This is a genomic window from Legionella sp. 227 (assembly GCF_043161935.1).
In the GTDB taxonomy this organism is placed as follows: Bacteria; Pseudomonadota; Gammaproteobacteria; order Legionellales; family Legionellaceae; genus Legionella; species Legionella sheltonii.
Genome location: NZ_CP171154.1, coordinates 2,100,001 through 2,126,996, shown reverse-complemented (window position 1 = coordinate 2,126,996; position 26,996 = coordinate 2,100,001). Strand labels below are relative to the sequence as shown.

Below are 26,996 nucleotides of genomic sequence, written 5' to 3'. Positions count from 1 at the left end.
TCCTCCTTCTTTTTATTATATATGTCTTTAAGAAAAACGGAGAGAAAATAAACACCTCAGAAAAATAAACTCAAGTGGTGATTTGATTGCATCAATTAAGGGCATCAGATAAGCTAACTGCCCAAATCAAGAGGGATAAAATAACGATGAAGAGTCAAAAAGAATTATTCGAATTTTTATGTGAATTGATTGATATTCAAATAAAAAAGTATGTTGCATTAGCAAAGTTTGGCGTTGGTCCAGATGCGCGTCTCAATGCAAAACTTGTTTTCGAGGAAGTGAATGAATTATTAGGATTTGCAAAACAGCTTATCGATGACATGGAAAATCAGCAACGAGATAAATCCATTACTGCTGATAGAGAGCAATTTATAGCCCTTTTTAATCAGGTAAAATTTTATATTGAACAAGAATATGTTCGGTCTTATGCAGGATGGTTGCTTGCTGAAAATAACATTCATTCAGAAGTTAAAGAACGAGTAGAAACACAATTAAATCAACTCAAGAAAATAGGACAAGCCGCGGAAATTGATTGTTCTCTTCCTTCGCAGCCAACAACCAAAGTACAAAAACAATGTGAATACGACAGCTGTGCCATTGCGTTTTATATTTTGGATTTGGCAAAAAAAATTAAAGATAATCCGGAGATGGAGCTTCCTGAGAATATCCCTCCTCACGCGCGTATCATATTGAAAAAGAATGCTCAAACTCGTTATTGTGAAGAAAAAATTGCGACACCTATTGAGGAACTTCATAAAAAGTATGATGACTTTTTAAGTCAGTCGGATCTCCAAAAGAGTAGTAGTGTGTTCTCCAAAGAAGAAGCTGAATTACATCAAAAAACTCATAGGGAAAAATGGGAAAATTTATTTAACCGTTATAAGAACATTGCCCCCTCTTCGCAATTATTCTCTGCGAACCATGAATGGCATAAGGTTGCTCTCCCTACGACAAAAAAGACATCTGAATCGGGTTACTCATCACGAAATCACATGCTCTTTGGCGGAATTGTTCTCACAGGAACGGTAGCAATTTATATGCTGATGTCCTATTTCATGCAATTGGATAATGAAAACGTCCCGGTCCCGAAATTTAATTAAGTAGGTTGGGCCCTTGGCCCAACATTCCCTGAAGTGAAAATACATTATCAGTTACTGGCTATGCCTGAGTAAAATCAAATAAATCCTTATAAGTATGAAAATTCATGGCATCTTCCTCTGTCACGGTCAGATTATAATCCTCACTGAGAATGGCCAGTAACTCAACGATTTTCAAAGAGTCTAAATGCAGGTCTTCGATCAGTACCGTATGATCATGAATTTCGTCTGCGTTTGCCCCTGATAACCTGGATATAATTTTTTTTAATTCACTGTCAGTGATTTTCATACAACACCTATTAATTATCTTTGGAGGCTAAATAATACCATGAAGCGAAAGAACATAACCCCAAAATAAGCAATATTATCGCTAAAGAGAATTGGCCATACCATTGACCCAAGGCAATAATACCAGTAGATAACGCCGAGCTTAAATCTTGCATACAGGCGTATAAAGCCCCTACTGTGCCTGCCATGTGAGGAAATGGATGAAAAGCGCCGGCAAATGCATTGATAAATGTCAACCCGACACCCATGCTGAATAATGCTACGGGAATCATGATAGAAAGCACATTTTGGAATCCTAACATAGCAAGGGACAGCATGGTAAAACCACCGATAATCATGAATACAATTCCTATAAATACCATATAGGAGACCCCTTTGCTCATCACCAATTGACTGTTAATTATCCCACTCACACAAATAGCTCCGGCAATAAAAATGGTTAATTGACCAAATTCTATAGGACTAAGTCCCAGTACATCCTGAAAAAGAAAGGGTGCAATCGCCAGATAACCAATTAAGCCTGCAGACGCAAGACAAGCGCACAATGCATAACCGACAAAGACTTTAGATTTTAATAAAGTAAAATAATTTGCACGCATTACTTTAAATTGAGTTGCATCAGGATTAAGGTTTTTATTGGTTTCTGGAAGAAAGGACAGCGCCAAAATCCATATAGCAATGCCGAAGACTAATAAAAATAAAAAATTCATTCGCCATCCAAAATGCTCCTGGATATATCCACCTAGAACTGGAGAGGCGACCATAATAAATACACTTACAATGCCTACGTAAGAGCCGATTTTGGATAACAATCTGTCAGTAAAAAGATCTCGCACTAAAGACCGGCCCACTGAACCGCAACATCCAATACCAAATCCTTGAATAAATCGACCAAGAATCAATACTAAAACCGAAGGCGCAACAAAACAGATTAAACTACCCAAAATGCTCAAACCAACACCAAACATAAGCGGCGGTTTACGACCAACTTTATCGGATAAAGGACCATAAAATACATGGGAAATACTTAAGCCCAACATGAAAAGAGATAACGTTAATTGAATCGATGCCTCATTGCTGTTAAAAACCTTAGTAATGGCAGGCAATGAAGGAACATATTGATCCGTTGTCATCTGCATTAATATCATGAGCATTAAAACAACAAAAACCAATAAAGGTTGAAGTGAAACCTGCTGAACATCATTTTTTTTGTGCATCGAAAAACCCTTTTAACCGCTTATTAACAACCCCTTCCCATAAACTAATGTCCCAATCACACCATACATAGACCCAATATAATCAAACAACAAACAAAACCAACAAACCACACGCCTGATCTTAATGAAGCCTTATCCATTAAATAAAAAAAACAATAAATAATTCGGGAAATAATATAAACAATCGCCAAAATTTGAATTGAAATACCTATATGTTTCGTAGCCATCGCAGTTAATGCAGCAGTTGCAAAAACAAGCAACGATTCAAAACTGTTTTGATGTGCGGCAACTGCTCGCGCTCCCATCCCCTGCAATCTTGCCTGTTGTGCTCTTGGATAATGATTGTCGTAGCGGCCTTCTTTTTGCATAAAATAAGCAACAACCATCTTGAGAAGATAGGGTAATAGTATCGCAATGAACAAACATATAATCAAAGTAGTCATAATGGGCAAATTTCCTCAATAAACGTTCCTGCTTTAAAAAATTTGTAAATTGTAGTTCGGATCTCTCAACCTCTTCAAAAAGAGATGGCGACTAATTCCTAAATAATCAATAAAAAGCGAATCATGATAGCGAGAATATTCCCTTAGCACAATGACACATGACTCCCTGTTCATAAAGGGAAAATAGTACTTTATACCAATTAAATTCTTCTGTTATGATAAATTGATGTGGTCATCATTTAAAGGATTGGTACTATGGTACAAGATGAGTCAAAAAAAAAATCCAAAGGACATATTGTTTTATCATCACATCCATCCGGACATACTGCTGCTCCATTAAAAATTAAATGGGGGGCAGAAAACCCTAAAGAACGTGGTCCTGTTATCGCTTCGCTAACTAATATCAAAAATCGCAATGCAGTCGGCACCCACTCAGGCTCATATTCAGTTTACCGTGCGCTTGCTGTTGCTGCCGGTGTATTGGATCCAGAGCATGTACCCGATCTTACAGATACTACTCCACCAGTCACTATAGGTCCCCATCCTCAATGGAATGATACTCAGAAGATTGTGTCACTTGATCCTTGGGGACATCTCGTGGCAAGCGTATTCGCTGATGAAATTCAAGCAGGATATGATATTCGCCCCACAATCGCAGTTACTAAAGCGCATATTAATATTCCTGAATTACATACAGCGATCCAAAAAGGTCGTCTCATACCCGATGGAAAAATATTAAAAGAGTCAGGTGATGTTGCCGTGACTAAAGCAGCACTAGAGCCAGTCTGGTATTTACCTGGAATTGCTGAGCGCTTTAAAATTTCCGAATCACATTTACGTCGGACCTTATTTGAACAAACAGCAGGCATGTTTCCCGAACTGGTAACACGCTCTGATCTTGATGTTTTTTTACCGCCGATAGGCGGATTAACTGCTTATTTTTTTGGCGATGTAACCACCATCCACGATCCCAAAATTGAATTGACTTGTCGTATTCATGACGAATGTAATGGCTCTGATGTGTTCGGCTCTGATATTTGTACGTGTCGGCCCTATTTAGTACATGGAATTGAACTATCCATTGAATCAGCCCAGAAAGGTGGAGCTGGCTTGATTGTTTATAATCGCAAAGAAGGAAGGGCTCTCGGAGAAGTAACCAAATTTCTCGTTTATAACGCCCGCAAAAGACAAAAAGGTGGCGATACCGCCGCAAAATACTTTGAAAGAACAGAGTGTGTGGCAGGAGTTCAAGACATGCGATTCCAAGAGCTCATGTCAGATGTCTTACATTGGCTTGGTATTACCAAGATTCATCGCTTTGTTTCTATGTCCAATATGAAATATGAGGCATTACTCAAATCAGGAATTCAAGTCGTGGAACGAGTATCCATTCCCGATGAACTTGTTCCCCCTGATGCCCAAGTTGAAATGAATGCCAAACGCGCAGCGGGTTACTACTCACCTGATCGTATTGTTGATATCAATGAATTAGCAAAAACTAAAGGACGTGATCTTAATGAGTAATGAACAACAAGAAATTGCCCACGTATTGGCTACGCTAAAAGATCCTCGCACCATACGCTTGCGATCAAAAGCTATTTTGGAACGAGTGAAACACGATCAGTCTGCCTACTTTTCCTTAGATCCAGAAAAGATGACCCGCACTGCTTCATTTGTTATCGAGGTCATTCAAAATAATTATCCGGAGCTGGATATTCCTTATCATAGTCGCTGGCGTCATTTTGAAGCCGGAGGGGTTAATCGAATAAAAAAAATGATGGAGCATTTGAGTGGTTTATCTGCAGATGAGCGAGGAAAAATACTTTATGAGCTCGTTATCATTAGTGTATTCCTTGATGCCGGTGCAGGCCCATTCTGGCGCTATACCGAACCTGGGACAGGAAGAGAATATTCCCGTTCGGAAGGTCTTGCTTTAGCTAGTTTATCTCTTTATCAACAAGGAATGTTTAGTGCCTTTCCCAATGAGCCCCTCAGAGTGGATGCTGAACGTCTATTGAATTTCAATGAAGACGACTTACGACGCGGATTCCTAGTTACTATCAACAATCCTTTAGAAGGTCTTCCTGGACGTGTTACTCTGCTCAACCGGCTCGGTGCTTTAATACAACAGGATAAAGAACATTTTGGAGAAGAAAACCGCTTGGGTAATTTTTATACCTACATCAGTTCTTTAGCAAGAAATCACACGCTGACAGCAGCACAAATTTTTCATGAAGTCCTTAATGCATTTAATGGCATATGGCCAGCCAGACTTTTATTTCATGGAATCCCTCTTGGCGATGTATGGCAATACAATGCATTAAAAACTAATGAACCCGGATCAGAATATATTCCCTTTCATAAATTATCCCAATGGCTCACTTATTCCTTAATTGAACCCTTAGAACAAGCAGGAATTTCTGTGACGCATCTGGAAGAGCTCACTGGTTTACCAGAATATCGAAACGGAGGATTATTCATTGATTGTGAAGTGCTGCATATTAAAAATAAAAAAATTCTGGAAACAGCACTTCCTCCTGATTCAGAAATCATTGTGGAGTGGCGTGCATTAACCATTGCTCTCTTGGATGAATTAGCCGACTTAATTAGAAAAAAATTACAAAAAAATGCCAAAGAACTTCCTTTAGCCAAAATTTTACAAGGAGGTACCTGGGAAGCTGGACGACGGATTGCGAAACAGAAACGTCCTGAAGGTATTCCTCCCATACAGATTATTAGTGATGGCACCGTTTTTTAAGTTAAGACAAATACAGCAGGGCTAGAAAAGGCCCAAGTTACCATTTCAAATCGCCGTTTGGAGTTAAAATGAACAATCAACACGTTGTAGTAGTGAAACATCCGTTAATTCAGCATAAATTAACGATTATGCGCCGAAAAGACACCAGCACAGTTAAATTCCGCACCTTGATGCATGAAATAAGCATGTTGCTTGCTTATGAAATCACTCGTGATTTGGAAATGGAATATGAAGAGATCGAAACACCATTGGCCTTGATGCAATCACCTGTTTTAAAAGGTAAAAAAATGGTTTTTGTTTCAATCTTACGTGCCGGAAATGGTTTGGTTGATGGCATGTTACAACTTGTACCGACAGCACGAATTGGCCATATTGGTTTGTATCGAGATCCTAAAACTCTTGAGGCGATTGAGTACTATATTAAGCTTCCAGAACATACTCGGGATCGAGATGTTATTGTAGTTGATCCCATGTTAGCCACTGGAAATTCGGCAATTGCTGCAGTTAAAGAAATTAAAGCCATTCGTCCTAAATCGATTAAATTTCTCTGTTTACTTGCCTCGCCAGAAGGAATAGCTGCTTTTCATGAAGAGCATCCTGAGATTCCTATTTTCACAGCAGCAATAGACCAACAGCTTAATGAAAAAGGGTACATCATTCCTGGCTTAGGTGATGCTGGAGATAGGCTTTATGGAACAAAGCTGGAATACTAGCTGCTGAAAATTAAATAAATTAATCGAGCGCATTCAGCAGCACAAACAGATTCTGTTGAAATATTAGCTTCACAGTGTTAATATTGAACACAGTGCGCGGTATTACAAAAGGAACGGATATTTTAATGTCATCAAATGAATCTACAGCAATACCTTCATCTCTTGCAGTGAATAAAAAATATTCTTGGACAAAACACGATACCGTATGGATGCTTAGCCTCTATGGTACTGCTGTAGGCGCGGGAACATTATTTCTTCCAATCGATGCCGGATTAAATGGAATCTGGCCTTTAATTATAATGGCTGTACTTGCCTTCCCTATGACCTATTTCTCCCATCGTGCGCTTTGCCGTTTCGTTTTATCAGGATCTTCGAACCAAAATGACATCACCGATGTAGTTGAAGAACATTTTGGTACTTTTGCAGGAAGAATACTTACGGGTTTATATTTTTTTGCCATTTACCCTATCTTATTGATGTACAGCGTAGCAATTACCAATACCACTGAAAGTTTTCTCGTAAATCAGTTGGGCATTTCTGCCCCACCCAGAGCTCTTTTAGCCATAGTACTCATCCTTGCCCTCATGGCTATAGTCCGTTTTGGACAGGAAATTATCGTTAAATCAATGTCCTTTATGGTTTATCCTTTTGCAACGATATTATTATTTTTATCACTTTATTTAATTCCCAACTGGAACAACGCCATTCTACAACAAAGCAATTCATTACATGCGAACGGTGGGCATGGTCTTTTGATGACTCTATGGTTAGTCATTCCAGTTATGGTATTTTCCTTTAATCATTCACCCATTATTTCATCTTTTGCTGTCAATCAAAAAGAACGATATGGCAGCGATGCGGATAGACGTAGCACATCAATTATGCGCTACAGCCATTTACTTATGGTCTTTTCGGTTATGTTTTTTGTATTTAGCTGTGTTTTTAGTCTTTCACCTCAAGACCTTATGCAGGCGAAACAACAAAACATTTCTATCCTGTCCTATCTAGCGAATCATTTTAAAACACCACTCATTGCATGCATTGCTCCGATTATTGCCTTTATTGCGATTTCCAAATCATTCTTAGGTCATTATTTGGGTGCTAAAGAGGGTCTAAGCAGCATTATCGTGAATATGTTAAAACCCTCTGGAAAAACAATAAGTCAATGCAGGCTCCAGCGAATTATTGAAATTTTCATGGTAGTAACATGCTGGATTGTAGCGACCATAAACCCCAATATCTTAAAAATGATAGAAACATTAGGTGGACCGGTCATTGCTACTTTATTGTTTATCATGCCTATGTTTGCAATTGCCAAAATTCCGGCAATGAAAAAATATCAATCAAATACAGTAAGCAATATATTTACTACAGCTATAGGCATTATCGCTATTTCGGCCATAGTTTATGGTCTGTTTTAAAATAAGATTAGGTCGAGCCTTGGGCTGAGGGATTGCACTATTTGTACAATCATATTAAGTTTCCCCCAGCCAAGTTATTTATTTCATTGAGATCTATAAAGAAAGGACCTCTTTTCTTTATCTCTCGACAGCCTGATAATCTATGTCGCTGATGCAAGATGATTAACACTGAATTTCAGTAAGCGTGCGTTATCGCAGACAAATTATTTTGCCCCCAATAGTTTTCTTAAATGCTCCTCTTCTCCATTCCAGGTACCCATTTTGTCCTCCTGGACAAATTTGATTGCTTCTTTGAAAAGGAGATTGACCCTTCTTAATTTTTTCGGATCCCCTACCCCTGGAAGTCCCTGGTGAATTGAGGATCTTATTGCTTGTTGTAACTCATTGTGCGCATTGTCGTATTTTGGCGTCAAAATCTCCGCTAACTGATCAATTTGTTTGCGAAGTTTATTGCCTACTCCCTTATCAAGATTTTTTGATAAAAGAAATGACTGCGCTTCTTCACGATAAGACTCCATATCTCGAGTCAGCTTTTCCTTTCTCTCAGAGTCAACAACACCTGTCATTATAAAATTTTGTATTAAATTGGCTAACTGAGCATAAAAATATCTAGATTGCAGCGTTAAAGATTTATTTTCTTCTAGTGCTGGGCGTAATGGATGTTGTGGCGTTGAAAGAATAGTATGAGCGAGTGGTAATCCATTTGTCCCTTTCACTAAAATGGATGCTCCATGGCGAAGCAAAGTAGATAAACAAGAGGCCATTGACTTTTTCTGACACGTACTAAAACAGTAGTGGGCTGCCGATTTGAATGTTTGATTTTCTATTCTTATGGGTTGATTGTCGAGAATATATTCACCGTGATCTAATAAAAAATCCAAGAATTCGCCATCCGCCTGTTCTAAAGCCTGGATAAGGAATTTCTCATCTAACTGATAATGGAAAGGGGTAAATGTCTTTGCTATGTCGAATTTTCTTTGTGCTATCAAATGATGCAGTAATGTCGTAGCTTTAAGGTTAATTTTCAATTGCAAAGTATTCATTTTATCCATAAAGTCTTGAGGAAGAGCATCATCATCCTCACTTAACAATAAAATAGAATTGACTTCGGTGTGTAGATTACAAATTTCGTCAACCGCTCTTGCATCATCGTTTTCTAGACTATTGAATTTTACAATTGCAGCATCTAAATCAGCTTCAACATGAGAAGTTGAAGAAGATTTAGGGGAATGGGATTGAAGAGATTTTTTCCCTGATCTCGATGCAGATTTAGGTTTTTCTGCTCGCGATTCAGGTTTCTTTGAATCGGCTTTAGGGGCTTGTTTTTTTGTCTGTTGACTCGTTACTTTTTTGGGTTGGCCTACTGCTTTTGGTTGCTGAATAGATAACTCAAGCGATTTTGCAATTCTAATGTAGGAATCATGTTTGAATAATGGATTTAAAGCTTTAAGTGTCTTTATCATGCGTTCAACAACAAGCTCATGCTCTGATTTTTTTACTTTTAGATCTTTTGATAACTCGGATGCCTGATGTTCATCCTTCTCGTATTGCGTTTGCAAATTCCTAATTTTTTCACTCTTTCTTCGCTGAATTTCAGAAATAATCGGATCGACTTGTTCTCTTGCTAAGGTAATAAATTGATCGGATAAATACTCCTCAACTTCTAGATGAGTTTTTTTATCATCAGCAGTCACTAAGGAAAGTACTGGTAATTGAGATAACTGGTTACGCTCATTAAAAAATACATGCAATACGTACTCTTGGTTTTTTTTATCCACAAAATACGCAGAATAATGAAATTGGCTAAGCGATGGATTCTCTGCGTTTTCACCTTCATAAACACTAATATGATGTTTCGAGAGATTAAGTTCCAAGTCCTTAAATTTAAAGGAAATGGGCTGTTCGATCGGCAAATCAAAGCGAAAGTAGGGACAATTTGTCTTGTCTTGTGTTTTTATCAGATAAACATCATTACCCAGATGCAGTTTTTTATTTTTATAAACACAGAGATCAAGAAAGTTATAAAGCGTATTTTTAGCCATTAAAAAACCATAAAGACCACAAATTCGCCAATATTATGGCTCTATGTATCTGTTGTCAAGAAACAAATAGACCCGTTAAAGTGGATTAACTGCAAGAGCAACGAGGGGAAATATTTTATTTCAACCTGTCAGATAAACGTTCTACTTTGCTCGTTTCTATTTACTGCCCACTAAAGCCACCTCAGTTTCTTGAATCCAGTTCTTGCAAAAGAGGTTGCGAAAAAAAGTCTCGTATTAGGCTGAGCTAGGACTATTATAAAGATTGATGTTTTACTCTAAATCCATCATTATACGCTCCCAATGTTTTTAGTGGTCTTTATTTGTCCATTAGCTTAATTTTAAAAGATGGAATTTTTATGAGCGATGATTCTCCCAAGAAAAAAAAACAATCTGCCTCCCCTGATTATTTAAAACGTATTAGTGGCGTTCTCCTTATTTTCGTGAGTACTATCGGACTAATCTTTAGCTCACCTCTCCTCTTTTTGGGAGGACTTACGGGCTGGTTAACCGGGCTATTTACAAAAAGTAATCCTTTAGAAACCACTCTTAAAGGTGCCAAAATCGGTTCCTTAGGAACTATCAGTGCAATGCTTTTCGGATTGGTGCTCACTCAGGCTATGATTGAGGTGAGTGATATTTCCCAACAAGAATTACCATTAAATGAACGTGCAGAGGAACCAGATTCATCTAAGGATGAAGGCTCTATCGAGGAACAAACAGAAAAAGTTCAGCCAAAAGAAGAACTCAAGGCTACCAAACCCAAAGAAGCCCCCCCGGGGGTCAAACCTAAGGAAGGACCGAATGTCGTTCAACACTCTGGTTCAGCAAATGCGACTCAAATTATCAGAGCAAGTACTGTCCCTAATATTTTTTTCTCAAAGACCGAAGAAAAACCAGAAACTTCAAAAACATCTGCACCCCATTACTTCGACCACCCGGAGCACATCGAAACCTTTATGGCGAAAGTAAACGCATTAATCGCTCAAAATGAAGCACAGGCTGAATTGAAAGAAGAAGAAAATTTATCGAAGGTGCCGGAACAAGAGATTACCGAACTCGTTGAAGTAATCAAAAATTCAACTCGAGCTCAGAATGAATTCTGGAATAAATTAGAAAAGTTCTCTAATCAAGATATTCAATTATTTGTAAAGAGATTAAGTCCAATGAAAGCCAAAAGATTCAGCTCCAGTGAGCTTGATGATTTATGGCGCTGTTTTACAGGTTTTGAATCTGAGCCCTCTAAAAGAGAATTTCAAAGCAAAAAATTTGCTGTTATGCTTGATGCGCTTTCTGAAGAACAGCTAAAAGCCTCTTTTGAATCACCAGATTTTTTAAAAATATTAAATAAAGACAACTACGTTACGGCTGCAGCCAATACGTTAAGTCGTAAGCAATTAGAGCTGTTTGCTTCTAATAGCAAAGGACATGATATCCTCAATGCCATGATAAAGAAATTGAAACCAGGCCCCTATACATTAGGCAAACTTGTTTCTATCCTGCCTTTTGCTACTGGAAAAGTGCGAGAGGCTCTAATCGATCAGCTGGCTCATTTAGCCTGTCCTGCTTCATTTAAAATCAAGTTGACCCAATTAGCGGATCATTATATTAAAGTAAATAATCAAATTGCCTTAAAAGAGGCTGAAGCCGTAAAGTCGAGCACCACAACCCATTTAACGAGAAGTAATACTGCTCCGTCCAAATGGACTGTCCATCTTCCCGCTAAGCCTGTGTATACTCATCTTGTTGTACCAAAAAAAGAGTGGGCTGATCAGGCATTAGATGCATTTATTTCCGATTTAAATGCTGGAGATTATATTATAAAGAAAGAAAAGCTATATGAAGATTTAATGAGCTTACCGGATCATCAAATTAAAATCATCGTTGAACGAGCCTCTTTACCCGATTTTAAAAATCTACTGCAACACCTTTGGCAAATCGATTCAAAAACCACAAACCATTTGTCTTACATTGAAAACAGAAGCAACCGCTTAAAGGTTGTTTTAGAAACCTTATCGGAAGAACAATTAATAAGTTCTTTAGAAGAAATCAAATTTTGGGAGATTTTTAGAAATACCCAAGAACCTTACGGTAAGATGGCGGCTGAAGTATTGTCTCCCCAACAATTTGCAACAATTATTGCTCATGCCTCGATTGACAGACATACCGATTTTGCTGTGCTCATTACTCAAATTAGTAAAGACACTCCAGCAGCAAAACGAAGGCTGCATCAAATCCTGGAAGCGGTTATTCCACATACTACCCCATGGGTTGTATTAGCATTAGAACGACAAATAAAAAATTTATTACCTTATGATCAGGCTGTTTATCATCGTCTTAATCATGATCTAAAAAAATATCTTAAGGAATCATTAGAAAGACCAGAGGTTAATTTGCACTATAAAAGAGATGGAAGTCTAGACAAAAAATCCATTTCACTACTCCTGATCGAAGTTGAGTCCTCACATTCTCATTCTTTAGCTATGTAGACCAAATAAAAAAATGGATTAAAGAGTCTAATTGATTAGACTCTTTATTTTAGCTTCAGCAAAATAAAGCGTTCGTTATAATACAGAAAATGCAGTCTGTGAGTGATATCGTGTGCAGAGCTTACCCCCTTAAATCCCTATTTCCATTCCCACCAAAATATGAAACAATTCTCATCAATCCCATCCAATACTTTGTTTCATGCACGCTGAATTTCATCATATACCCATAGAAAACATTCAAGCAGGACAGTATCAACCCAGAGAAGATTTTAATGACGCTGCTTTGAAAGAACTCGCGCAATCAATTGTATCTCAAGGACTAATTGAACCTTTAATCGTGAGAACCATAGCGAAACAACGTTACGAAATTATTGCTGGAGAGCGAAGATGGCGCGCAGCAAAAATGGCAGGATTACACACAGTGCCTTGCCTCATCGGAAACTATACTGATAAACAGGCTTGTGCCCTCACTTTAATTGAAAATATTCAACGAGAAGATTTAAATTTAATTGAAGAGGCAAGCGCTTATCGGCGTTTGATTGATGAGTTTCATTATCATCAAGATGAAATTGCCACTTTAGTAGGGAAATCACGAAGCCATATTGCCAATATCATACGGTTACTGAATTTGAGTGAAAAAATAAAAGATTTAATTCGAGATAAAAGCTTATCTTTTGGTCATGCGCGTGTTCTCGTGGGGCTAAATCCGGGCCAGCAGGAATACTTGGCGGCACAAACTATAGAACAACAATGGTCTGTAAGACAGTTAGAACATGCTGTTCGAACACAAAAAAACAAAGATTTTGCCCTCCCCAAAAATGCGAAAAAAGATCGGGATGTTGAACGACTACAAGCCCTATTATCAGAACAAGTAGGCGCACCCGTGCAAATAATAAACGATAATGAGCATGGTGGATGGCTGCAAGTGAAATTTTTTGATAATGATACCCTTGCGGGACTGTTGGAGCGTTTAGGCTTAAGATATGATTAATGTTTACCAACTCTATATTCTGTATAGGGTACAACAAAAGGAACGACATCGATGAGAAAGACATTGACTGGCGTGTTTTTATTGGCCTTATCCGCATTCGCCTATAGTGCCAGTATCCAAACTGAAGTAGATCGCTTGATTAATCGCGTCAACCCCAATGTCAATCTTGGAATTGTCGTCCTTGACCTCACTTCCGGTAAAGTTTTATATCGTCGTAATGCACAACGATTATATATCCCTGCAAGTAATTTAAAACTTTTTTCTGAAGCAGCAGCATTAATGGTACTGGGGCCAGACTATCGTTTTAAAAACCAATTAAGTATGAGCTCAGGAAAAATACAACAAGGGGTGCTGCAGGGGAACGTTTATGTGCGACTGAGTGGAGATCCCTCTTTTAATCGTGATGATTTAAATACCCTGCTTTCTTCATTGAAAGAATGGAACATCCATACCATTCAAGGTAATGTCTACATTGACAGCAGCCTGGCTAATGTAGACCCCTATCCACCCGGATGGCTGACAACTGATTTATCTTACAGCTATGGTGCACCCAACGCACCAGTTATGGTTGACTCCAATCGCTTGACTGTCACTGTTAATCCTGGAGCTCAAGCTGGCGATCCCGCCGTGGTTGAAGTAGATGATGGCGGGGGCGCGATTGCCCTAAACAATCAGGCAACAACCAAAGCGGATAGCAAAGGCTGTGGTGTAGGTTTTAGTTTGGATCAAGAGAACCATTTAACTGTTCGCGGTTGCGTTGGTGTTGGACAGTGGGCAGTGCAACAACGACTGGCAATAAAAAATCCTCTAATGTATGCCCAAGCCATGATCAAGAGTCAATTAGCAAAGTCGAATATCCAACTCAATGGTCAGGTCCAATTAGGTAAAACGCCAACAGGCTCTTTATTAATTGCGACACAGCACTCCAAACAGTTATCACAATTGATGGCAGATACATTAAAGCCTTCAGATAACCTCTATGCAGACAGCTTGTACCTGCATGCTGCAGAAAAACTCAATAAAGGAATACCCGTCAACTGGCGAGATGCTCAGCCCTTAGTTAAGAATTTTTTACAATCACAAACAGGCATTGATTTCAGCAATGCAATTTTTACTGATGGTTCAGGTTTATCAAGGTACAGTTTAGTAACCCCAGAACAAACCATATCCCTATTAAAATTCCTATACCAACGTTTTCCATTATCTTATGAATACATCGCCGCATTACCCATATCCGGGCGTGATGGAACCTTGCAAAAAAGATTTAAAATTCCAACGCAACAAGGATTTGTGCGCGCTAAAACAGGCACTATGACTGGAATAAACAGTCTTTCGGGGTATTTATATACAGCCAATGGCCATACTTTAGCTTTTGCAATGTATGTTAACCGACAACCAGGTAGAGCTTCTGGCCCTGGCCGTCCTGTGTTGGATGCCCTATGCACTTACTTCTTACAAAATAGCCCGGGAAGCAGTCGTTTGAGTCGAATTTTTTCACCGCATCAACGAATTAGTTTTCAATTGAATCCGACACAAGCAGAAAGACAAAAAGCACATCAAGGGAAATGGCGCCGATTGGAGTCAGCACTACGAACTGCGCTACGAGGCCAATCTGTTAATGTCATCTATCGAGGCAATGAACTGATAGTCAATGACAACCAGGCTGATCCAGGAAAAGTATGGTCAACATTGCAAGCAGTGGCCAAAAAATATCCTTTTGCGGTCATGTTGTCGGCTAAGACGCTATCCATTAATCCTTCGGGTAACCCCGCTCTTCTCTGGGTAGAGGCCTTGGATTTACCCAATCAGGCGCAAAGAACCTGGAGTATTCGCGAAGCTGCCTAGGGGTATAGTGAAACGTCCCTTCTCCTATGTGGAGAAGAGGCTTACAGGGCGGATGGCATATTGCAGTTAATGCCCTCACCCAGCCCCTCTCCCACCCAGTGGGTGAGGGGCTTCTCTTAATAGCAATTGACCTGGATGCAGCCACAACGTCATAAGTTGATATCATTGGATTGGCTCATAAACATAATTAATCATCAATGGAGATGCACTTGAACCCACTTAAAGTTGTTTTATTGATTTTTTGTTTTCTTCATTCAGTACATGCAGCACCTAACTTTTTAACCATTAGTGATATTCATTACGGCAGCAGTAACTCATCAAATGACGGAGAAGACACGGGTCCAGAATTTCTAAATATTGCGATGAAGCAATATGCAAAATTAAGCGAAAAAGTAGATTTTATTCTTTGCTTAGGTGATTTACCCACTCACTCTTTATTTAATACATCGAAAAAGGGGGAGTTCGAAAAGACTGTATTTGAAGAGTTATATAAAAACGACAAAGGGCAGAAACCTATTTTTTATATCACAGGGAATAACGATTCCTTACTGGGTAATTATCAACCTTTTGAAGCGAATGGTGTTTCTCCGTTAAATTTTGCTGCAGGCTGGAATGGAGCCTGTGCTCATTGTAAAGAATTAATTATCGATGACAGTCACATGAGCCACGATGGATATTATTCCAGTTATGTGATACCTGGAAATAAACAAATTATCTTAATTGCCCTAAATGCAACTCAATGGACAAAAACACCCGTACTTTCTGAATACCCCAATCAAGAACACGATGCCGCCATCCAACTTTCATGGCTCGATCAACAATTAAAAACACATCATGCCAAACAGCTATTAATTGCTATGCATGAACCACCTGGCAATTCATACCAGGGGACACCTATTTGGCATAAAAAATACGTCAATGAATTTATAAAAATATTAAATAACAATAAAAAATCATATGGAGAAATTACCCTGCTTTCTTCACATACGCACATGGATGAACTCAGAAAAATCAGTTTAGATCATGGCACCAATATCTATGCTTATTCTACGCCCAGTGTTAGTCGCGTCCATCATAATTACCCAGGGATGAAAATATTTAACCTGGATAATAATCTTAAAATTAAAAATTATACTACCTATTACACGAGCGATATAAACAGCTGGGGTGATCAGCATTATCAAGCGATAAGCAAAACGAATGCAATTTTTCCACATTGTCAGCACAAGACCTTATCCCAATGCCTTAATTCATTAAATACAAATCAGGTATGTAATTATTTAGATAAGGGTTTGTTTTACGGAGTCAAAAGCCCTAATGTGCCAATTCATGAATGCAATATAATATATAGGGTTACTTCTGATTGACAAATTCATCAATCAACTCTAACTTTGTTATTCTTAATAATTAAAGGACTAAAAAATGAAAGCACTTTATACCGCAACAGCGCGTACACATGGTGGTCGAGAGGGTCATATAGAAACATCAGACGGCTTATTAAGACTGGACCTTGCGAAACCTAAAGAACTTGGTGGCCAAAGTGGCGGTACCAATCCCGAAGAACTATTTGCTGCCGGTTATGCTGCATGTTTCGAAAGTGCCATGCGTCATGTCGCTCGTTTACAGAACATTCCTTTAAAAGATGCCTCTATTCTCTCTCAAGTCTCCTTGTATTCCACACCAGAACAAGGATTTAAACTTGGCGTTGAAATGCATGCATATGTCGTGGGTCTAAATCAACAAGATGCAGAAGAATTGGTAGCCAAAGCTCACGAAGTGTGTCCCTATTCTAAAGCAATTCACGGCAATGTGGATGTGGCATTTAAAGTAAGTGCAGAATAAAACGGCTGCAACTCATTCCGTGAAAGGTTGTCATCCCGAGCGTAGCGAGGGATCTCCATGCTGTAGCACCGTATTTTGAGAGATTCCTCATTGCACTGGGGATGACGACCTGCCAGCAGCGAAATTTCTTTCATCACATGGTTAGTTGTTCCGGAACATTAAGATGAGCTACAAGCGCTCGACTGAGCTCACCCATATGATCTTCTGAGCGGGTCGTTTTTTTACCCGCAAAAAAATCAAATATGGGATTATTGTGTTTTTTTATTATTTTTATATTCTCTGGATCTTGCATAAATGATTTTATAAAAGCATCAATCTCTCGTAAATTACCACTTTGACACTTCAGTTCAAAAATAAATTGTTTCAATAACTCGCCTTTTTCACGACGTGATGAGCTGAATGACTTAGCCATATTTACTGCATTGCTATGCATAGTACTTATTATTTGTACTAAATCTTGCGGCAAATGGGCGTAGGAGGCAGGTGAAAAATGACCCATTGCATCTTCTGCTTCCTTACGGCATTTTCTTAATGATTCAGGAGGAGTAAATTTAAAAATTTTATTGTAGGCTTCTTTAAATTTTACTGCTAGCCAAGAATGCATATTCATAGTGGGATGTAAGATGTCCCAAAACATGTAGCCTTTGGCTGGCGAAATATGTTCTTCTTGATCCACAGGATTTTTTTGATTTTGTTTAAATTCATCCGACTCAATATATGGAGATGTTAATTTATCCTCATCAAAACCATAATCTTTACAATGATCATAAATTTCCTTAAAGGGTTTACTGACATCGAAAACTGAAAGATTCAAAGGGATGTTCAGGCCATGATACTTTTCCAGGATTTGTTGTACTTTAATTGCCAATTGCTCATTAAAATGTGCCGAGCATTCAGCAGCATTATTTTGTTCTGTTTTACTTTTAGCCTTATATTTTGGAGTTAAGGATAGATCGGGTAAATTCAATAAAACAAAATTCCTATACCCTTGTTGAATCAAGGTTTCAAGATTGGCGATTCGCGCATTAATTGCATTATCTGCTTCAAGAAATGTAGGTTCGGAATTTACCGTAACTAAATCATTCGCCCCAGACCATTCAATAACTAAAGTTTCAGCTTTTTCCCGAGCACTAATATGATATTTTTTATCGTCCGCACTGAGTAACTTTTGTTTCTCTTCTAAATGGCTTAAGACCAGTCGAGCTGCTTCATCCATGGGATTCAGCGTGAGTTGGGTCTTATAATCGTATGAGGTTAAACCCGCTTCGCAATAGAAGCGGGCAAAGCGTTCTCCTTTGTATAAAATATGTTTATCACTATTGAGACTAAATGCCGTCTCATTTTTGCTCAACAAATGATGATCATTAGCTAAAATCGCGTCGGCCACGTCTGCATTCCCCCGCGCATCCCGCGTGACTTTCAGTTTTTTACGAGCATGTTCTATTTCAAATTGTTCAATAATCGCTGTAACAAAATAATCTCCCCAGACAAATCCATTAGTAAAGCGCCCTCTAGGTGCATCAAAACCTACTTCATAAATATCTCCCAAAGGAATAAAACCAAAAAGCATCCGTTTATTAAAAGTACCCCTATCCGATAGACTATCTCCCAAAATCACCAAACGACTAATTTTAATCTCTGATACTGGCATATTAATCTCCTTATTAAAGATCATTAACCAAGATCTCCGCCCTCTTGCAGGTAAAAACCAGGATAAGTCTAAAATGCAACCCAAAATCTCCTAAACCTAATCCTTGATAAGCCTCAAGAAAGAGATCCGAAAAAATGATTACAAATTATTTAAAAAGATAATTCAGTTTTGAAATCAGCTGCTTTTGTACTACTTAACAATACAAATTAGAGCGATATAATTTTGCTTTCATCACCTAAAGATATTCTTGTTAGAATTTAAGCAATAAAAGCAGGACAAGGGAAAAACATCCCATTACTCAAACTTCATTTATTGGGATTTTATATTGGTTGCTTGGACACTTCCTGATAATATAAACTTATTTGTCAAAAATTGTCTATGAAAAATAACCATTTTGATCTTATTGTATTAGGTGGCGGCAGTGGTGGTATCGCCAGTGCTGTTCGAGCCGCAAAGCATGGCGCTAAAGTAGCAGTGGTAGAACCTAATCACTTGGGTGGTACTTGCGTTAATTTAGGCTGTGTCCCCAAAAAAATTATGTTCAATGCATCCATGATTTGTGACATCATGCACCATGCACCCGACTATGGGTTTTCTACTCCTTCAACTCAACTTGACTGGAATACCCTCGTTACGAAGCGTAATGCTTATATAGACCGACTCAGGGAAAATTATGCACGACGTTTTGCTCAATTTAATATCACCCTGATTCAAGGTTTAGGGACATTTCACGATGCACACTCGATCAAAGTAAATGATTCTTTATATCAGGCACCGCATATCATCATTGCCACGGGTGGCAAGCCCTCACTACCAATAATTCATGGGATTCAGCATGCGATTGACTCGGACGGTTTCTTTGCATTAACCAAACAACCTGAAAAAGTTGCAATTATTGGAAGCGGCTATATCGGAGTGGAACTGGCCGGAGTATTAAACAGCCTGGGAAGTGAAACCCATCTTTTAATGCGAGGTTCTCGACCTTTATCTCGTTTTGATAAAGTTTTGGGAGAAACATTAATGGATATAATGCAGCAACAAGGCATTCAGATTCATGCGAATCATAAAGCACAAGAAATTAATTTACATAGCGATGGCAGAAAATCTATAGTATGCGCTGTAAGCGGTTCAATTATTCAGGACATAGACGTAATTATTGTCGCCGCGGGAAGGACACCCAGAACATCTGGATTAAATCTAGAAAAGGTAAACGTTGCAACTGATCAACAAGGTTTAGTTTTAGTCGATGCCTTTCAAAATACGAGCGCGCAGGGAATCTATGCTTTAGGTGATGTAACGAATGCACCTGCACTTACCCCTGTAGCAATTGCTGCGGGTCGACGTTTAGCAGATCGTTTATTTGGCCAGCAACCTGAGGCGTGTTTAAACTATGATAATATTTGTACTGTAATCTTTAGTCATCCTCCTGTAGGAACAGTTGGCCTTAGTGAAGAAGAAGCCATTGAGCAATACGGTAAAGATCAGATCAAAATGTATCAAACTCGTTTTACTCCTATGTTTGATGCATTTGCAGAAATAAAAACACCTACAGTGATGAAGTTAGTCACCTTGGGCAAAGAAGAAAAAATTATTGGCTTGCACGTTATTGGAGTAGCAGCGGATGAAATGCTCCAAGGTTTTGGTGTGGCAATAAAAATGGGCGCTTGTAAAAAAGATTTCGATAATACGGTTGCGATTCATCCCACGAGCGCTGAAGAATTTGTAACTATGGTTTAATAACATGAATAATGCAATTCGTAGTTTTCAAGGTAAATCACCTTCAATAGGCCAAAGAGTTTTCATTGATCCTACCTCAGTAGTCATTGGTGATGTATTTCTGGGCGACGATGTATCTGTTTGGCCTATGGCCGTGATACGCGGAGATGTGAACTCCATTAAAATAGGCAATGCCTGCAGTATTCAAGATGGGGCTGTTTTGCATGTTACCCATGATGGTCCTTATACTGCTGGTGGACAACCATTAATTTTAGGCCAAGGGATTACAATTGGACATCAAGCGGTATTGCATGGCTGCCGGGTGGATGATTTCTGTCTGATTGGTATGGGCGCCTTAATTTTAGATGCAGTACATATTCAGCGTCATGTAATGGTTGCTGCTGGCTCTGTAGTCACTCCTGGAAAGAAATTGGAGAGTGGTTATTTATATCTTGGTAACCCAGCTAAAGCAATTAGAAAATTAACTGATCAAGAAATCGAGAGATTAGAATATTCAGCACAACATTATGTGCAACTTAAAGATAAACATTTGGTATCGATGTAAGTATGTATCAAAATTGTAGCCTGGATAGGGAGCAACAGCCCAATCCTATCCGGTCAAACCCTGTTAGGATCGGAAAGCCCACCTTGCATACGAGATGACGGAACATGTTCTCGGGTTCGGAGGAACTGCATTCAAGCAAATAATTGTTATTTATAATTTTAATCTAAAATAAAAGAAATGGACTCATGGGTTAGTGTAAATGACTCAATCTCTTTTGGAATTGGAAATATTAAAAACTGAAAAGTTAAGAACAACCATTTTATCTATTATTTTTATTCTAATGGCTCTCATTTGGATAATATTTTTTATTCATTCCCCTGAAGTATATTATCGACAAGCGAACGTATCCCCGATGGTTATGCCGAGTTCTTTAGTGGCGGTAGCGTTTTATTTTTTATTAATGCGTATGGTTGTTGCTCAATACATGCTTCATCAGAAAAATATTCCCCTCGTAATACAATATATTAAAGCGTTCATCGAAATAAATATTCCAACAATAGGAATAATAGTTCTCATAAATTATCACACCCCAATCTATGTTCTTTTAATGCCACCTGTTTTACTTTATTTTATATTCATTATTCTGTCTTCACTGACCTTAAATGAATGGTTATGTGGGTTTTCAGGAATGGTTGCAGCCATTGAATATTGGTTTTTTTCTTATTACGTGTTGCATTACACCCCAATCGAAGGAATTGATTACTATCTAATCGCATGGTATGCCTTTGCCAATCGAGGAGGAATGTTATTAGTTGCTGGGGTTGCTACCGCTTTTGTCACATCACAAATTAAAAAGCAATTGTTTGTGGCATTTGAGGCACAAAAAGAACGTGACCGAATTGAAAGTATATTTGGTCAGCATGTTTCACCTGAAGTTGTCTCAAAATTATTATCTAAGGATGGTAATTTCAGTGAGTACATACCTGTTTGTGTTATGTTTTTGGACGTGCGAAATTTCACTCATTTTACCGAGGTAAGCGAACCATCAATTGCGGTTAATTATCTCAATAATATTTTTAAATTTATGGTCAAAATCATTCATGATAATAAAGGGATTATCAATAAATTTTTAGGTGATGGTTTTATGGCTGTATTTGGGGCGCCTATATCGAGTGGCAATGATGTGGCTAATGCCGTAAACGCAGCACTTGAGATTATAAAACGCACTGAAGAGGAGGTAAAAAAAGGCCATCTACCTGATCTCAAATTAGGAATAGGACTCCATTTTGGTCATGCAATCACAGGTACGATTGGCACTAAAAAAAGACAGGAATATACCATTATTGGTGATGTAGTCAATTCAGCTGCGCATATAGAGCAGTTAAATAAAACATATAATTCTCATGTTCTTATTTCTGAAGATGCCATGAAGGAATTACCTGAAATTAAGGGCGAATTTGTTGGTAATGTGATGTTAAAACATCGGGATCATCCGATTAAATTATACAGATTAGCTTGATTGCTTTTGCAATGAGTTCAGAATGCTCAATTCATTTAGCTGATTAAGCAATCAAGAAATCTGAAAGAAATTAACGCAAATCACCGCAGCTTCTATAATCCCCAAATTAAGGGGCCTATAACTGTAACTCAAGGACGACGGGGTTCCAATGTGGTTGTTAAAGACTCTTGCTGGCTTGGCGGTTTCATCATGCCATACTTATTTAGTAACTCTCCACTACTCATTTTTATTTGTTGTGCTGCATTTAGAGCATTCTCATATTGATTGAGTCGCTCCTCCATTTGCTCAATAAGGGCTTGGAAACGATCATTATTTTTATTCAACTCCAAATTCATTAATTTTACTTCTTCAATACCAGTTTCTAGGCCATTAAGTCCTTTTTCAATTTTTTCAATAGTCATCTAATTTCCTTATGCATTTTTAAAATCTATATAAACGTAAATTATAATGGGTTATGAAAATATTTTCTCCAGATTGAAAACGAAATGGATGTTAACACGGATTAACCAAAACGCGCGTTACTTCAGGCAGTTCCATAATTAAATCTTCTGTATATGCACTGGAAGGGGTTTGAAAACCAATCGGAGCATCTCCTGCTAAAACTTTTTGAATTATCAATAACGTTGATAAGGCAGTTAAGGTATAACCATTAGGTGTAGTCATTACTGCAGCAATTTGTTTGCCCGCTTCATTGGTTACCTCAGCATATATTTTTACAACTGAGTGTTGTCTTTGATCCTCGGTAGGCCCAGCGGGTAATTGATTAATTTTATGCATTAGATAGCTTTTAACTGGAGTCCAACTTAAAAACCATTTAAAGAAGTTAATAAAAATTTTCAGCTTTATTATTTTTTTCGGCAATGCCATATACGTTTCTATATGTGGAATCTGTGTAGACCACCAAGCAGATGCCAAATCCCCCCATGAAATAGTGGCACACAACAATTTCTTGTCGCTCCCAAAATCAAAAAATTGGGTTTTTCCACAAAACGGAATTGTTTTTAAAATTCCTTCATCTCGTATTTTAGTTCCCTCAGGGATATCTTCCAACATCGTTTTAGCAGTACCATGAGAAATACCTAAATGTGAACTTTGAGCAAATGTACCAATGGCAAGAATCAATCGATTGGCATCTGGTAAAGCATGTTTTAAATAAGCAGCTAAACAATCACTAGGAACTACATCAAATCCAGAACCAGGTAATAGCATGATACCATGAGTTTTTGCCTGTTCATTCATCACCATAAGTTCTTCTATTACCATCACCTCACCGGTAATATCCAAATAATGGGTTTTTGTAGCAAGACAGGCCAGCGCCATGCTTTTGGAGGTATACTTAAATGGACCCGCACAATGAATTACTGCGATAAGATCCTCAAGAGCATTTTTAGCTTGATCCAAATCGTTCACATCAAATACTCGATACTCCAAATTCAAAGCCCTTGCTTGCCGTTTTAATTTCTCTTCATCTCTTCCTGCTAATATCGGCTTTAATCCTTGCTGTAGGCTTAGCTGAGCAATTAAGTTACCGGTATACCCATAAGAACCATAAATGAGAAAATTTTTTTTCATTAATCTGCCTGAATAATTTTTAAATCAGTGTATCTCGATAATTAGCTTTTATCGAGATAAGGTTTTAATTAAAACGATCAAAAATTAAGAAATATATCGGATTACAGGAGAAGGGCAATCTGTCGCTATTTAAATTTTACTATACAGAAAATAAAGAAATTCGAAGTGTTTTCTAGGATACGATTTTTTGATAAAAAAAAAGCGGCTTAGTTAGCCGCTTTTAAGAATAAAACCCTGGCGATGACCTACTTTCACATGAGGAAGCCTCACACTATCATTGGCGCGGGTTCGTTTCACTTCTGAGTTCGAGATGGAATCAGGTGGTTCCAAACCGCTATGGTCGCCAGGAAAACTGGTTTAACATGATTAATGGGCGCATTATACCCGAATCATGCGTTAGGTAAATAAAGAGTACACATTTTTTTTAGGTTGGGTCTTAACCCAACCCACTTTTCTTGTAGTCACATTCAGTTAATCTGAAGTAATTCAGATTATATGGTCAAGACAATCAGCCAATTAGTACAAGTTAGCTGCACACATTACTGCGCTTCCACACCTTGCCTATCAACGTCGTAGTCTTCAACGGGCTTCATGGGAAAACTCATCTTGAGGGAGGCTTCCCGCTTAGATGCTTTCAGCGGTTATCCCGTCCGAACTTAGCTACCCGGCGATGCGACTGGCGTCACAACCGGTACACCAGAGGTTCGTCCACTCCGGTCCTCTCGTACTAGGAGCAGCTCCTCTCAATTTTCCTACGCCCACGGCAGATAGGGACCGAACTGTCTCACGACGTTCTAAACCCAGCTCGCGTACCACTTTAAATGGCGAACAGCCATACCCTTGGGACCTGCTTCAGCCCCAGGATGTGATGAGCCGACATCGAGGTGCCAAACACCGCCGTCGATATGAACTCTTGGGCGGTATCAGCCTGTTATCCCCGGAGTACCTTTTATCCGTTGAGCGATGGCCCTTCCATTCAGAACCACCGGATCACTAAGACCAACTTTCGTTCCTGCTCGAGCCGTCGCTCTCGCAGTCAAGCACCCTTATGCCTTTACACTCTTGGTACGATGTCCGACCGTACCGAGGGTACCTTTGTGCTCCTCCGTTACTCTTTGGGAGGAGACCGCCCCAGTCAAACTACCCATCATACACTGTCCTCATCCCGGATTACGGGACCAAGTTAGAACCTCAATAACAACAGGGTGGTATTTCAAGGTCGGCTCCATGAGAACTAGCGTCCTCACTTCAAAGCCTCCCACCTATCCTACACAGTTATCATCAAAGTCCAGTGCAAAACTATAGTAAAGGTTCACGGGGTCTTTCCGTCTAGCCGCGGGTACACTGCATCTTCACAGCGATTTCAATTTCACTGAGTCTCGGGTGGAGACAGTGTGGCCATCGTTACGCCATTCGTGCAGGTCGGAACTTACCCGACAAGGAATTTCGCTACCTTAGGACCGTTATAGTTACGGCCGCCGTTTACCGGGGCTTCGATCAAGAGCTTCTCCGAAGATAACCCCATCAATTAACCTTCCGGCACCGGGCAGGCGTCACACCCTATACGTCTTCTTACGAATTTGCAGAGTGCTGTGTTTTTAATAAACAGTCGCAGCCACCTGGTCTCTGCGGCCCTCTCCAGCTCTGAAAGTAAATCCCATCACCAGAAAGGGCGTACCTTCTCCCGAAGTTACGGTACCATTTTGCCTAGTTCCTTCACCCGAGTTCTCTCAAGCGCCTTAGTATTCTCTACCTGTCCACCTGTGTCGGTTTGCGGTACGGTTCTCTATAAGTTATGGCTAGCAGCTTTTCCTGGGAGCCGGGCATCAATAACTTCGCTGTACACCGAAGTGTCAGCACCACGTCGCACCTCAGAGTTAATAATGGTCCGGATTTGCCTAAACCATCCCCCTACATGCACGTACCAGGACAACCAACGCCTGGCTTATCTAGCCTTCTCCGTCCCCACTTCACCACTTATAAAAAGTCCAGGAATATTAACCTGGTTCCCATCGACTACGCTCTTCAGCCTCGCCTTAGGGGCCGACTCACCCTGCTCCGATTAACGTCGTGCAGGAAACCTGGGACTTCCGGCGTGAGGGCTTTTCACCCTCATTATCGTTACTCATGTCAGCATTCGCACTTCTGATACCTCCAGCAGACTTCTCAATCCACCTTCATCAGCCTACAGAACGCTCCCCTACCACGTGCACTTAGTGCACATCCGCAGCTTCGGTGACTAGTTTTAGCCCCGTTACATCTTCCGCGCAGGCCGACTCGACCAGTGAGCTATTACGCTTTCTTTAAAGGGTGGCTGCTTCTAAGCCAACCTCCTGGCTGTCTATGCCTTCCCACATCGTTTCCCACTTAACTAGTACTTGGGGACCTTAGCTGGCGGTCTGGGTTGTTTCCCTCTTCACGACGGACGTTAGCACCCGCCGTGTGTCTCCCGTGATTCAATTAGCCGGTATTCGGAGTTTGCATCGGTTTGGTAAGCCATGACAGCCCCCTAGCCGAAACAGTGCTCTACCCCCAGTAATCATTCACGAGGCGCTACCTAAATAGCTTTCGGGGAGAACCAGCTATCTCCGGGCTTGATTAGCCTTTCACTCCTAGTCACACGTCATCCGATAATTTTTCAACATTACCCGGTTCGGACCTCCAGTTGGTGTTACCCAACCTTCATCCTGCACATGACTAGATCGCCCGGTTTCGGGTCTACTCACAGCGACTCGCGCCCTATTCAGACTCGATTTCTCTACGGCTTCCTTATTCAGTTAACCTCGCCACTGAAAGTAACTCGCTGACCCATTATACAAAAGGTACGCAGTCACACCACATGGGTGCTCCCACTGCTTGTACGCAAACGGTTTCAGGTTCTATTTCACTC

20 protein-coding genes and 2 rRNA genes (1 of these 22 running past the window's edge) are annotated in these 26,996 nt (G+C 39.5%); 13 read left to right on the top strand and 9 right to left on the bottom strand.

The window, feature by feature from the left end; genetic code table 11:
* Positions 1 to 146 precede the first annotated feature (146 nt).
* Positions 147 to 1,100: a hypothetical protein gene (locus ACF8MK_RS09155; protein WP_392536388.1), complete on the top strand. Its 954-nt coding sequence runs from the start codon at positions 147 to 149 to the stop codon at positions 1,098 to 1,100.
* A 58-nt stretch (positions 1,101 to 1,158) separates the two neighbouring features.
* On the opposite strand, the gene ACF8MK_RS09150 is transcribed toward ACF8MK_RS09155, so the two are convergent.
* Genes ACF8MK_RS09150 through ACF8MK_RS09140 form a run of 3 tightly spaced genes read right to left on the bottom strand, consistent with a single transcriptional unit; the run spans position 1,159 to position 3,045 of the window.
* A complete protein-coding gene (locus ACF8MK_RS09150) occupies positions 1,159 to 1,386 on the bottom strand; it encodes an acyl carrier protein (RefSeq protein ID WP_392536387.1) in 228 nt (75 codons plus the stop codon).
* Between the two features lie 10 nt (positions 1,387 to 1,396).
* The gene (locus ACF8MK_RS09145; RefSeq protein WP_392536386.1) at positions 1,397 to 2,602 is read right to left on the bottom strand and encodes a multidrug effflux MFS transporter; all 1,206 of its coding nucleotides are present in this window, start codon (positions 2,600 to 2,602) and stop codon (positions 1,397 to 1,399) included.
* Positions 2,603 to 2,658: 56 nt separating this feature from the next.
* Positions 2,659 to 3,045 carry an MAPEG family protein gene (locus tag ACF8MK_RS09140; RefSeq protein ID WP_392536385.1) on the bottom strand — a complete coding sequence of 129 codons (387 nt, stop codon included), beginning with the start codon at positions 3,043 to 3,045 and terminating at the stop codon, positions 2,659 to 2,661.
* A 255-nt stretch (positions 3,046 to 3,300) separates the two neighbouring features.
* On the opposite strand from ACF8MK_RS09140, the gene ACF8MK_RS09135 reads away from it, so the two are divergent.
* From ACF8MK_RS09135 to ACF8MK_RS09120, 4 genes are all read left to right on the top strand, one after another.
* The gene (locus tag ACF8MK_RS09135) at positions 3,301 to 4,569 is read left to right on the top strand and encodes a GTP cyclohydrolase II (protein WP_265705186.1); all 1,269 of its coding nucleotides are present in this window, start codon (positions 3,301 to 3,303) and stop codon (positions 4,567 to 4,569) included.
* Complete coding sequence (locus ACF8MK_RS09130; RefSeq protein WP_392536384.1) at positions 4,562 to 5,803, top strand: URC4/urg3 family protein; 1,242 nt, start codon at positions 4,562 to 4,564, stop codon at positions 5,801 to 5,803. Before ACF8MK_RS09135 ends, ACF8MK_RS09130 begins: the two co-directional genes overlap by 8 nt.
* Positions 5,804 to 5,871: 68 nt before the next feature.
* A complete protein-coding gene (gene upp, locus ACF8MK_RS09125; RefSeq protein ID WP_265705188.1) occupies positions 5,872 to 6,516 on the top strand; it encodes a uracil phosphoribosyltransferase in 645 nt (214 codons plus the stop codon).
* Between the two features lie 125 nt (positions 6,517 to 6,641).
* Positions 6,642 to 7,937 (top strand): serine/threonine transporter, encoded by a 1,296-nt coding sequence (locus ACF8MK_RS09120; protein WP_392536383.1) that lies wholly within the window; start codon positions 6,642 to 6,644, stop codon positions 7,935 to 7,937.
* A gap of 203 nt (positions 7,938 to 8,140) precedes the next feature.
* Here the strand turns inward: ACF8MK_RS09120 and ACF8MK_RS09115 are convergent, their stop codons facing one another.
* On the bottom strand, positions 8,141 to 9,979 hold the full coding sequence (locus tag ACF8MK_RS09115) for a hypothetical protein (RefSeq protein WP_392536382.1): 1,839 nt from the start codon (positions 9,977 to 9,979) through the stop codon (positions 8,141 to 8,143).
* 356 nt (positions 9,980 to 10,335) lie between these two features.
* On the opposite strand from ACF8MK_RS09115, the gene ACF8MK_RS09110 reads away from it, so the two are divergent.
* The 5 genes from ACF8MK_RS09110 to ACF8MK_RS09090 all read left to right on the top strand — a co-directional run bounded on the left by ACF8MK_RS09110 (position 10,336) and on the right by ACF8MK_RS09090 (position 17,143).
* The gene (locus ACF8MK_RS09110) at positions 10,336 to 12,465 is read left to right on the top strand and encodes a hypothetical protein (RefSeq protein WP_392536381.1); all 2,130 of its coding nucleotides are present in this window, start codon (positions 10,336 to 10,338) and stop codon (positions 12,463 to 12,465) included.
* A gap of 199 nt (positions 12,466 to 12,664) precedes the next feature.
* Positions 12,665 to 13,456, top strand: a complete 792-nt coding sequence (locus ACF8MK_RS09105; RefSeq protein WP_392536380.1) for a ParB/RepB/Spo0J family partition protein — start codon at positions 12,665 to 12,667, stop codon at positions 13,454 to 13,456.
* A gap of 51 nt (positions 13,457 to 13,507) precedes the next feature.
* A complete protein-coding gene (gene dacB / locus ACF8MK_RS09100) occupies positions 13,508 to 15,301 on the top strand; it encodes a D-alanyl-D-alanine carboxypeptidase/D-alanyl-D-alanine-endopeptidase (RefSeq protein ID WP_392536379.1) in 1,794 nt (597 codons plus the stop codon).
* A gap of 203 nt (positions 15,302 to 15,504) precedes the next feature.
* The gene (locus tag ACF8MK_RS09095) at positions 15,505 to 16,668 is read left to right on the top strand and encodes a metallophosphoesterase (protein ID WP_392536378.1); all 1,164 of its coding nucleotides are present in this window, start codon (positions 15,505 to 15,507) and stop codon (positions 16,666 to 16,668) included.
* 55 nt (positions 16,669 to 16,723) lie between these two features.
* A complete protein-coding gene (locus tag ACF8MK_RS09090) occupies positions 16,724 to 17,143 on the top strand; it encodes an organic hydroperoxide resistance protein (protein WP_265705195.1) in 420 nt (139 codons plus the stop codon).
* Between the two features lie 133 nt (positions 17,144 to 17,276).
* On the opposite strand, the gene ACF8MK_RS09085 is transcribed toward ACF8MK_RS09090, so the two are convergent.
* Positions 17,277 to 18,794 carry an SGNH/GDSL hydrolase family protein gene (locus tag ACF8MK_RS09085; RefSeq protein ID WP_392536377.1) on the bottom strand — a complete coding sequence of 506 codons (1,518 nt, stop codon included), beginning with the start codon at positions 18,792 to 18,794 and terminating at the stop codon, positions 17,277 to 17,279.
* A 378-nt stretch (positions 18,795 to 19,172) separates the two neighbouring features.
* Here ACF8MK_RS09085 and gorA point away from each other — a divergent pair, with 378 nt between their 5' ends.
* From gorA to ACF8MK_RS09070, 3 genes are all read left to right on the top strand, one after another.
* Positions 19,173 to 20,531 (top strand): glutathione-disulfide reductase, encoded by a 1,359-nt coding sequence (gene gorA / locus ACF8MK_RS09080; RefSeq protein ID WP_392536376.1) that lies wholly within the window; start codon positions 19,173 to 19,175, stop codon positions 20,529 to 20,531.
* Positions 20,532 to 20,535: 4 nt separating this feature from the next.
* Entirely contained in the window at positions 20,536 to 21,075 is a 540-nt protein-coding gene (locus ACF8MK_RS09075; protein WP_392536375.1) for a gamma carbonic anhydrase family protein, read from the top strand.
* Positions 21,076 to 21,274: 199 nt separating this feature from the next.
* Entirely contained in the window at positions 21,275 to 22,534 is a 1,260-nt protein-coding gene (locus tag ACF8MK_RS09070; RefSeq protein ID WP_392536374.1) for an adenylate/guanylate cyclase domain-containing protein, read from the top strand.
* A 128-nt stretch (positions 22,535 to 22,662) separates the two neighbouring features.
* On the opposite strand, the gene ACF8MK_RS09065 is transcribed toward ACF8MK_RS09070, so the two are convergent.
* The 4 genes from ACF8MK_RS09065 to ACF8MK_RS09050 form a co-directional block, all read right to left on the bottom strand.
* Positions 22,663 to 22,935, bottom strand: coding sequence for a hypothetical protein (locus tag ACF8MK_RS09065; RefSeq protein ID WP_392536373.1), 273 nt, complete (start codon positions 22,933 to 22,935; stop codon positions 22,663 to 22,665).
* 91 nt (positions 22,936 to 23,026) lie between these two features.
* On the bottom strand, positions 23,027 to 24,106 hold the full coding sequence (locus tag ACF8MK_RS09060; RefSeq protein WP_392536372.1) for a saccharopine dehydrogenase family protein: 1,080 nt from the start codon (positions 24,104 to 24,106) through the stop codon (positions 23,027 to 23,029).
* Between the two features lie 232 nt (positions 24,107 to 24,338).
* Positions 24,339 to 24,454: ribosomal RNA gene (gene rrf, locus ACF8MK_RS09055) — 5S ribosomal RNA — on the bottom strand.
* Positions 24,455 to 24,601: 147 nt separating this feature from the next.
* Positions 24,602 to 26,996, bottom strand: a 23S ribosomal RNA gene (locus ACF8MK_RS09050) (it continues 499 nt past the right edge of the window).